9 protein-coding genes and 1 tRNA gene are annotated in these 9,452 nt (G+C 69.6%); 7 read left to right on the forward strand and 3 right to left on the reverse strand.

Annotation, left to right across the window (positions count from 1 at the left end; translation table 11 throughout):
* Nucleotides 1-43: 43 nt before the first annotated feature.
* Complete coding sequence (locus ACFWGZ_RS35805) at nucleotides 44-2,107, reverse strand: SdrD B-like domain-containing protein (RefSeq protein WP_382456024.1); 2,064 nt, start codon at nucleotides 2,105-2,107, stop codon at nucleotides 44-46.
* Nucleotides 2,108-2,319: 212 nt separating this feature from the next.
* Here ACFWGZ_RS35805 and ACFWGZ_RS35810 point away from each other — a divergent pair, with 212 nt between their 5' ends.
* The 3 genes from ACFWGZ_RS35810 to ACFWGZ_RS35820 all read left to right on the forward strand — a co-directional run bounded on the left by ACFWGZ_RS35810 (nucleotide 2,320) and on the right by ACFWGZ_RS35820 (nucleotide 4,035).
* Nucleotides 2,320-2,751, forward strand: coding sequence for a helix-turn-helix transcriptional regulator (locus ACFWGZ_RS35810; protein ID WP_382456025.1), 432 nt, complete (start codon nucleotides 2,320-2,322; stop codon nucleotides 2,749-2,751).
* Nucleotides 2,752-2,762: 11 nt separating this feature from the next.
* On the forward strand, nucleotides 2,763-3,167 hold the full coding sequence (locus tag ACFWGZ_RS35815; RefSeq protein ID WP_382456026.1) for a VOC family protein: 405 nt from the start codon (nucleotides 2,763-2,765) through the stop codon (nucleotides 3,165-3,167).
* Between the two features lie 160 nt (nucleotides 3,168-3,327).
* A complete protein-coding gene (locus ACFWGZ_RS35820) occupies nucleotides 3,328-4,035 on the forward strand; it encodes a class I SAM-dependent methyltransferase (RefSeq protein ID WP_382456027.1) in 708 nt (235 codons plus the stop codon).
* Between the two features lie 50 nt (nucleotides 4,036-4,085).
* Here the strand turns inward: ACFWGZ_RS35820 and ACFWGZ_RS35825 are convergent.
* Together ACFWGZ_RS35825 and ACFWGZ_RS35830 are read right to left on the reverse strand one after the other, a co-directional pair.
* A tRNA-Ser gene (locus ACFWGZ_RS35825) sits at nucleotides 4,086-4,170 on the reverse strand.
* 27 nt (nucleotides 4,171-4,197) lie between these two features.
* Complete coding sequence (locus tag ACFWGZ_RS35830) at nucleotides 4,198-4,629, reverse strand: MarR family winged helix-turn-helix transcriptional regulator (RefSeq protein WP_382456032.1); 432 nt, start codon at nucleotides 4,627-4,629, stop codon at nucleotides 4,198-4,200.
* A gap of 164 nt (nucleotides 4,630-4,793) precedes the next feature.
* On the opposite strand from ACFWGZ_RS35830, the gene ACFWGZ_RS35835 reads away from it, so the two are divergent.
* The 4 genes from ACFWGZ_RS35835 to ACFWGZ_RS35850 all read left to right on the forward strand — a co-directional run.
* On the forward strand, nucleotides 4,794-6,509 hold the full coding sequence (locus ACFWGZ_RS35835; protein WP_382456028.1) for a bifunctional metallophosphatase/5'-nucleotidase: 1,716 nt from the start codon (nucleotides 4,794-4,796) through the stop codon (nucleotides 6,507-6,509).
* 97 nt (nucleotides 6,510-6,606) lie between these two features.
* Entirely contained in the window at nucleotides 6,607-7,173 is a 567-nt protein-coding gene (locus tag ACFWGZ_RS35840; RefSeq protein WP_382456029.1) for a hypothetical protein, read from the forward strand.
* A 57-nt stretch (nucleotides 7,174-7,230) separates the two neighbouring features.
* Nucleotides 7,231-7,983 (forward strand): hypothetical protein, encoded by a 753-nt coding sequence (locus ACFWGZ_RS35845; RefSeq protein WP_382456030.1) that lies wholly within the window; start codon nucleotides 7,231-7,233, stop codon nucleotides 7,981-7,983.
* 562 nt (nucleotides 7,984-8,545) lie between these two features.
* Nucleotides 8,546-9,452, forward strand: a 907-nt coding sequence (locus tag ACFWGZ_RS35850) for a neutral zinc metallopeptidase (protein ID WP_382456031.1), incomplete at its 3' end; no start/stop codon positions are given.

Consider the following 9,452-nt stretch of genomic DNA (forward strand, 5'->3'; position numbering starts at 1 on the left):
CCGCCACTCAGCGTGAGTGGCGGCCCGTTCCGTTCGTCGGCGGTCAGGCGGACTGGCGTCGCCTGCCGATCACGCTGGCGCCCACGCCGAAGGCCACGAGCAGTGCGCCGACCAGGCCGAGGCCCAGCACGCTGGCACCGGTCTTGGCCAGCACGTCGACGCTGCCGCCACCGGCACCCGTGGCGAGGGCGGGAGCGGCCGGGGTGTGGTCACCACCGCGCTCGGGAGCAGAGCGGGGAACGACCGGGAAGCCGTACTCCCAGTCGCTGCCGGCGTAGACGGCGACGTGGCCGCCCCACTCGCCCTCGAACTGCCACGGCCCGTCGACCCGGGCGAAGTACGCCCCCGCGGGAACGCGGTCGAAGCGCACGTGGCCCTTGTCGTCGGAGAACGTCTCGGCGACGTCCACGCCGAGCTCGCGGTCGTGCAGCACGATCCGGGTGTTGCCGATGGCCTCGTCCGCGTCGGCCGTCCTGTTGCCGTTGCGGTCGTAGTAGAGATGCCCGCTCACGGACCCGAACCCACCGGGCACCCGCGCCGAGTCGAACGCCTCGGCGGCGTCGGTGTTCCACCCGGCGTGCGGCGCGAACCCGCAGGACGCGATGACCTTGCCGAAGGTGATGCCGGCCGGCGGCACCTTCTCGACCACGACGATCGTCTTGGTCTCGCCCGCCTCGACCGTCACGCCGGCGCCGCGCAGCTGGTCCCAGCCCAGCGGGTTCGGCTCGCTGATCCGGCCCCCGAACTGGTTCTCGTCACCGATCCGGTTGCACCAGGCCTGGATGTTCGTCATCGCCCGGTCGCCGGAGTTGGTCAGCGTGATCGTGATCCGGGCGTCCTCGTCGGCCCGGTAGACCTCTTTGTCGAGCGTGAGGGTCGCGCTGAGCGACTCGCGGTACGGCCGCTCCGCGCGGGCGACCAGCTCGAGCGGCGCGCCCGGCTGGACGCGGGTCTTCGGCTCCGTGCCGTTCGAGTGCACGATCCAGCCGCCGGCGATGGAGTAGCCGACGTAGTAGTCGCCCGACGGGATGTCGTTGAACGTGTAGCGGCCGTTGGCGTCGGTCGTGGTCTTGAAGTAGCCGTAGGGCACGCCACCGTTGATCTCGACCACCGCGTCCGGCGCGGCCTCCCCGGCGTCCTGCTGACCGTTGCGGTTCTTGTCGTTGTAGACGAGACCGCGGATGCCGCCCTTGCTCTGCTCGACCACGACCTCGCCGTGGTACCCGCTCTGGCTCGGGTTCGAGCGGCCGTCGAAGTCGATGACGCCCCAGAGGACCAGCTTGCCGCCCTGGACCTGCTCGATCGTGCCGGTGGCCTCGAACGTGCGGGACTCGCCGGGCGCGAGCGAGATGCCGGCCCCCCGGTGGCCGAAGTCGCCCCACTGCGCCTCGGGGGTGTTCACGGCGAGGATCGGGAAGTTCAGCTTGACGTGCTCGGCGGTCTGCCCGCCGACGTTGGTGACGGTCAGCCAGAAGCGCACGGTCTCGTGCGACTGGTAGCTCGACTTCTCGAACCACAGGGTGCCGCGCGGGCTCGGCGCGGACCCACCGGGCATGAGCCTGAGCGTCGTCTCCCCGCCGGACTCGGTGACCTGGAGCTCGAGGCCGCCGTTGCCGCCGGCGAACTTCCACGCGGGGTCGATCATGAGCCAGTACGAGCCGACGGGGAGACCGGTGAACTCGGACCAGCCGTCGGCCCCGCTCGCGCGCTCCGCGACGACAGCGCCGGTCTGCTTGTCCGTCAGGAAGACCCGGACGCCGACGACCTGCTCACCCGGCTCGGAGTAGCCGTTGCCGTTCTTGTCCTGGAAGGTCTTGATCCTGTAGTTGCCCACGGCCGCGGCCTTGCCGGGCTCGTCGCTCTTCGGCGGCTCGGGCACCGAGGGCGGCGGCGCGCTCTCCGAGGTCGGGACGGGCGCGGACCCGGTGCTGCTCGGCGGCGCCGACTCGGACGTCGACGGCGGCACGGAGTCCGAAGTGGACGGCGGCGCGCTCTCCGTGCTCGTCGGCGTCTGCTCGACGCTCGTGGACGCCGGCGTCTCCGGCTCGTCCTGCGCGAGCGCACCGACGGTGGCACCGCCGAACGCGAGCACGACAGCGGTGGTCAAGGCCCCGAATCTGAGCAGGGCACGGCTGACCGATCTCTCGGACAAGGTGAATCCCCCATTGGAACGACGGTGGTGGTTCGCCGACGTCAAGCCCCCGCACGCGTCCGCAGAACCGCCGCCAAGCTACCCGAGCGAATCCGCACGCGGAAGCCTGTTCCTTCCACGACGAATGGATCTGTGAAGTTCCGCTCACGCCGTAACGCCCGGGTGGCATGCTGACCGGCGTGACACCGGAGGACCTGGCGCACCTGCGCCGGGCGCGCGACCTCATGGACCGCGAGCACGCCAGACCGCTGGACGTGCCCGCGATGGCCAAGGCCGCCCTGATGTCGCCGTCGCACTTCTCCCGCCAGTTCCGCGCGGCCTATGGCGAAACCCCGTACAGCTACCTGATGACGCGGCGCATCGAGCGCGCCAAAGCGTTGCTGCGCCTGGGAAAGCTGTCGGTGACGGAGGTGTGCGTCGAGGTCGGCTGCACGTCGCTGGGCTCGTTCTCCGCCCGCTTCACCGAACTGGTCGGCGAAACCCCGTCGGCCTACCGCGCCCGTTCGCACGACTCGCTGGCCGCGGTGCCGGGGTGCCATCTCGCGCGCCTCACGAGACCGAGCAGGTTTCGAGAAGCGTCCGGCGCCGGCGCTGTTTAGCGTCTTCGCCCATGAAGCTCTCGCACACGTTCCTCTTCGTCCACGACCAGGACGAAGCCCTGAAGTTCTACCGCGACGTCCTCGGCCTCGAGGTCCGCAGCGACGCGCGGATCGAGAACTACCGCTGGCTCACGGTCGGGCCGCCCGAACAGCCGGACGTGGAGATCGGCCTGTCCCGAATCGGCCCGCCCGCCCCGCCGACCGACCACGAGGCGCTGCACGCCCTGCTGGCCAAGGGATCGTTGCACGGCATCATCTTCGTGGTCCCGGACGTGGACGCGGAGTTCGACCGGGTCCGCGCGGCCGGCGCCGAGGTGCTGCAGGAACCCGTCGACCAGCACTACGGCGTCCGCGACTGCGCCTTCCGCGACCCGTCCGGCAACATGGTCCGCTTCTCCTCGCCGCGCTCCGCCTGAAAACCCGGTTCTGAACTTCCGCGCGACGTGCTTTCCTGATGTCCTCTGGCGCACACACGGACGAGGTCGATGCCATGGCAAGCCCCGGACACACCGGGTGCCTTCGCCGTGCCCGGTGACACCTGCGTACTTCTTCGTGCGATCACCAGGAGCACCGACCTTGACTTGGTACACCTCTTTCTTCACCGATCTCGCCAACGGTTTCTGGCGAGGCGCAGTCCAGCCGGCACACACGTCGGCCGAGATCGACTTCGTGACCGGCTTCTCGTCCGGCCGGCGCGTGCTGGACGCACCGTGCGGCAGCGGCAGGCACAGCATCGAACTGGCCCGCCGCGGCTACGCGGTCACCGGCCTCGACATCTCCGCCGAGGCCATCGCCTTCGCCCGTTCCTCGGCTCCTTCACTGGACTGGCGGCTGGGCGACGTGACGACGCTGGGTTCGTTCGGGTTCACCGCGGACCTGGCGCTGTGCATGGGCAACAGCTTCGGCTACCTGTCCCACGCCGACTCGGAGCGGTTCCTCGCGGACATGGCGGCCATCGCGCCCGTGCTGGTGCTCGACTACGGGTGCGCGGCGGAGTCACTGCTGCCGTCGCTGCCGGGCTCGATCCGCATGTCGGCCGGCGGCGTCGACATGGTCGCCGTGAACTCCTACGACGTGGCTTCGGGGCGGCTGCTGATCGACTTCACCTTCACGTCCGGCTCACGGGTGCAGCGGTCGGTTTGCGAGCAGCACGTCTACACGGCCGGTGAGTTGAGCCGGATGCTCTTGAGCGCCGGGTTCTCGTCGGTCTCGTTGTACGGCGATGTCGACGGGAGTGCGTTCAGCATCGGCAGCCGCCGGTTGCTGGCGGTGGCGCGCCGCTGAGAAATGCCGAATGGGCGGCGCACTGCGGTGCGTCGCCCATTCGTTTGGAGCGGAAGCGGAGGGATTTGAACCCCCGGACGGTTGCCCGTCTCCCGCTTTCAAGGCGGGTGCATTCGGCCGCTCTGCCACGCTTCCCCGACGCCGAGGCGTCCGGCGAGAAGCCTAGCCGTTCGCCTCGCGCAGGTGTGTCGTGACCCGGTCGAACACCTTGGCCAGCACCTCGCCCTCCTCGGGCGTCAGCAGGTCGACGATGTGGGCCCGCACGCCTCGCAGGTGGGTGGGGGCGGCGGCCACCAGTTGGGTCATGCCCTTCTGGGTCAGCTCCGCCAGGACGCCCCTGCCGTCCTCGGTGCACTCGCGGCGGGAGACCAGGCCCGCCTTCTCCATGCGGGCCACCTGGTGGGAGACGCGGGACTTCGAGGAGGCGACGTCCTCTGCGAGCTGGGTCATGCGCATGCGGCGGTTCGGTTGTTCGGAGAGGCGGACGAGGATCTCGTAGTCCGCCAGTGACACTCCGTGGGCGTCCTGCAGCTCTCGGTGCAGGCGGTCCATGAGCATGGACGATCCGCTCACGTAGGTGCGCCACGCGCGCATCTCGCCCTCGTCGAGCCAGTGCGGCTCCCGGTCACTTCGTGTCACGGGAACAAGGCTAGACGGCCTGATGACGGTTCAGTCATCCCTCTGGAAAACGCGGCCTTCTGGAGGCAGACTCCTCCGCCGTACACGCGCGTTAACCACGCCTTCGAAAGGCTCCACCCATGAGTTCGTTCAGACGGCTTTCCGTTCTGGCGATCACCGCCGCCGCGGCCACTGTCATCAGCGCTACCGGGCCTGCCCAGGCCGATGTCCAGTCGTTGCGCGGTCGGGGCACGGTTGACGTGCGCCTGATCGGCATCAACGACCTGCACGGCAACATCGAGCCGCCGACCGGGTCTTCCGGACGCGTCATCCTTCCCGACGGCACGACCGTCGACGCCGGTGGCGCCGCCTACAACGCCACGCACATCAAGAACCTCCAGAAGGAGGTCAAGAACTCCGTCATCGTCGGGCAGGGCGACCTGATCGGTGCCTCGCCGATCGTGTCGGCGCTGTTCCACGACGAGCCGACGATCGAGGTGCTCAACAAGGTCGGCATGGACACGACCGCGGCGGGCAACCACGAGTTCGACGAGGGGTACAAGGAGCTCCTGCGCATCCAGCGCGGTGGGTGCCACCCGGTCGACGGGTGCCAGTTCAGCGACAAGTACAAGGGCGCGAACTTCCCGATCCTCGGCGCGAACGTCACGAACGCCAAGACCGGGCTGCCCGCTCTGCCGCCGTTCTGGGTGGAGATCCGCGACGGGATGCCGATCGGCTTCATCGGCATGCCGCTCAAGGACGTGCCGATCCTGGTCGACCCGAGCGGCATCAAGGAGATCCAGTTCGGCGACGAGGTGAAGGCGGCCAACAAGTACGCCAACCTCCTCGACGCGATCGGCGTGAAGTCGATCGTGCTGCTCGTGCACCAGGGCGACCAGGTCACCTCCACCGGTGGCGGCCCCAACGCGTGCAACGTCGCGGCGAACAACCCCGGCAGCTACATCGCCACCAACGTCAGCCCGAAGATCGACGCGGTCTTCTCCGGCCACAGCCACCAGCACTACAACTGCGTGGTCAAGGACCCGGCCGGCAACCCGCGCCCGTTCATCGAGGGCCTCGCGTTCGGGCGTGAGCTCAGCGTCGTCGACCTCAAGATCGACCGCCGCACGCGCGACGTCGTCCGCGGTGAGACCAAGGCCGACAACAAGATCGTCACCCGCACGGTCACGCCGGACCCGGCCATCCAGTCCGTGATCGACACGGCCAAGACGAAGTCCGCCCCGATCGCCAACAAGCAGGTCGGCACGATCAGCGCGGACATCCTCAAGGTCCAGAACACCGCGGGCGAGTCGCAGCTCGGCAACCTGATCGCGGACTCGCAGCTCGCGGCCACCTCGGCCAACGGCGCGGTGCTCGCGCTGATGAACCCCGGTGGCGTGCGCGCGGACCTCACCTACGCCAGCTCGCCCGCCGGTGAGGGCAACGGCGTGGTCACCTACGGCGAGGCGTTCACCGTGCAGCCGTTCGGCAACATCCTGCAGACGGTCACGCTGACCGGCACGAACATCAAGGCCGTGCTGGAGCAGCAGTTCACCGCCGCGAGGCAGTTCGTCCTGCAGCCGTCGTCCGGCCTCAAGTACACCTGGTCGGCGTCCGCGCCGTTCGGGTCGAAGGTCTCGAACGTCACGCTCAACGGTGCTCCGCTCGACCCGAACGCGAGCTACCGCGTGACGATCAACAGCTTCCTGCAGGGCGGCGGTGACGGCTTCACCGAGTTCACCAAGGGCACCGCCATCACCGGTGGCGGCATCGACCTGGACGCGTTCTCCGCCTACCTGACGGCGCACCCGAACCAGGCCCCGCCCGCGCTCGACCGCATCACGCAGACCCCGTAACCCGCGGGCCGGCTGCGCAGGCCACCTCGGCGGCGGAAGTCGCCGGGGTGGCCTTTTCGCGTGTCGGGTTGCTCCATTTGATCTAGGGTGAGGGCCGATGTCGTGGTTGCGTCGGCTCCTGCTGCTCGCCGGTCTGGTGACCGGCGCCTGGCTGCTGGGCGGCGCCGGTGAGGCCTCCGCCGACGTCCGCGTCGAGATCGACCAGCTGCGGGTCGAGGTCGGGCTCCCCGTCCTGGACGCCGCGGTGACCATCGCGGTGGAGGTCGAGACCGGGATCGTCCCGCCACGGCCCGGCACGTCCGTCCCGCCGGAGCCGGTCCCGCGCACCGACGTTCCCGACCCACCACCCGTGCCCCAGGTCCACCCCGTTGCCGCGCCTCCCGTCCAGGTCGAGACGCGGCAGGTCGAACCACCGCCGACCGCCGCGACACCGGTCGAGGAACCCGCTCCGCAGCAACCACGGCAACCGCGGGCGGAACGGCCGGTCCCCGGCACGCTCCCGCCGAGTGGTGCCGGTACGACCGCGAACGGCACCCAGCTCCCGGCGGGCACGTTGCCGCACGCACTGTGGCCGCCCACCGCCACGACGTCGCTCGTCAGCACCGAACGGCACGACGCACCGCGCACCGTGCGCGCGGAGGAACCGACGTTCTCCCCCGACTGATCCCGGCGCCGTCACGAGCACAGGGATCTGTCACTTCACGCGTCAGGGAGAACAGTCATGCGCAAGAACCTCAACCGGACGATGTCCGCCGCCCTGCTGACCGGCGGCCTCCTGGTCGCCACCGCCGGGTGGGCCCGGGCCGTCCCGGTGCCGGTCGACGTCGACGACGAGGTGCGCGTCGGCAACCTCGTCAGCGTTCCCGTCAGGATCTGCGGCAACGCGATCACCGTGCTGGGGCACGACGACGCCACGTGCGTGGAGCGGCCGGCGGCGCGCGTCCAGTCCGAGCCGGCGCTCGTCTCCGCACCCGTCACGGTGTGCGGCAACTCGGTCGGCGCCGCGGGCGGCGGGGCCGGCAGCTGCGGTGAGACCCGGCCCGAGCAGGCCAACGGCACGATCGAGGCGCCGGTGACCGTCTGCGGCACCAGCGCGGCCGTGCTCGGCACGGCGAGCGGCGACTGCGGCAAGACCGTCGATCCCCAGCCGGAAGAGCCGGAGCAGCCCGAACAGCCCGAGCAGCCGGAACAGCCGCAGCCGGAGCAGCCCGGTGGCCAGAACCCCGGCGGCGGCAATGACAGCAGCGGCAATGACAGCGGCGGCAACAACGGCGGCGGCGACACCAGCGACGACTCGGGCGCCGGCACCCCGCAGACCGGGGAGAAGGCGTCCGGGACGTCGCAGCAGGCGTCCGCGATCCCGGCTCTCCCGCGCACCGGCGCGGACCCGCTCGAATTCCTGCTGCTCGGTCTCGGACTGATGTCCGCGGGCCTGATGGCACGTCGCGGAGCGCGTCGCACCACCAATTCCTGATCATTTTTCACAATCGCCCGGTGAGCACCCCGCTCACCGGGCGATTGCTGTCCGCACAGTCGATCTCCGCAGGTCATCCGGTTGACTTCACCAATTCAGGTTTGCTGTGAGGTGTTGAGAAATGCGGCGATCAAGCGCATGCTCGAAGGCGAGCTGGCAACCGGTAGGTGAATTGATCTGGACCACCCGGTGGCCACGCCCAGAAGGGGTAGGTGGTGCTGTGCAGGTATCTCCTCGCTGTGGCGAAACGCGGTTTGTCGCATCCCCGCGGGTGGACCGGACGTGACCGGTCCGGCCGCGACTGCGTAGCGACGGACACGGGGTTTCGGGTGCCCAGGCGCCGTCGGGCGTCGCTCGGAGCACTTCGACGCTGTTGAGCTCGGCATCGCTGACGTCTCATGGCGTCACCGGCCGAGCGCCACGCCAACCTCCGTGGGCCGTAGTCGTCACTACTCAAATGGGAAAGCCTCGGTGCGGTGCCCTGACGTCGGGCGCCGCACCCAGGCGTGTTTGGTGCTTTATCGTTTGCGGCACCCATGGGGTCCTTAACAGGAGGATTGCGGTGCAGTTCAACGAAGGCGCGGATCTCGATCTTTCTCAGGTTTCGGACCAGCGGGGCGTCGGCGGGCGCGTCGCCGGTGTCGGCGGCGGCCTCGGCGTGGTCGGCCTGATCATCTACTTCCTGGTGCAGCAGTTCACCGGCATCCAGCTGCCCACGAGCGGGCTGGAGGGCATGGGGTCGAACACCCAGGTCGAGTCGAGCCAGCTGGCCGAGAAGTGCAAGACCGGCGCCGACGCGAACCGCGACGGCGACTGCCGGATCGTCGCCACGATCAACTCGATCCAGGCGTTCTGGACCGACCAGTTCGCCCGCTCCGGCAACACCTACCAGGTCACCAAGACCAACTTCTTCCGCAACAGCGTGAACACCCGCTGCGGCAACGCGACCTCCGCGGTCGGCCCGTTCTACTGCCCGGCGGACTCCCAGGTCTACATCGACCTCGACTTCTTCAACGAGCTGCGAACCAAGTTCGGCGCGACCGGCGGCCCGTTCGTCGAGGCCTACGTGCTGGCCCACGAGTACGGCCACCACGTGCAGAACCTGCTCGGCACCTCGGACCGGGTCGGCAGGGAGACCGGGCCGACCTCGGGCTCGGTGCGGCTCGAGCTGCAGGCCGACTGCTACGCGGGCGCGTGGGGCAAGGCCGCGACGACGACCCCGTCGGCCAACGGCCAGCCGCTGATCACGAACATCACGCAGGAGGACATCGCCGCGGCCCTGGACGCGGCGGCGCGCATCGGTGACGACTACATCCAGAGCGAGCTCGGTGGCGGACGGGTCGACACGACGCAGTTCAGCCACGGCAGCTCGGCGCAGCGGCAGAAGTGGTTCAACACGGGCCTGCAGACCGTCGCACCCACCAAACCCGCCCCAAGGTCACTCACGGTGACCCGCCCAGTCCAGTGGG

It is taken from the genome of Lentzea sp. NPDC060358, from assembly GCF_042725365.1.
In the GTDB taxonomy this organism is placed as follows: Bacteria; Actinomycetota; Actinomycetes; order Mycobacteriales; family Pseudonocardiaceae; genus Lentzea.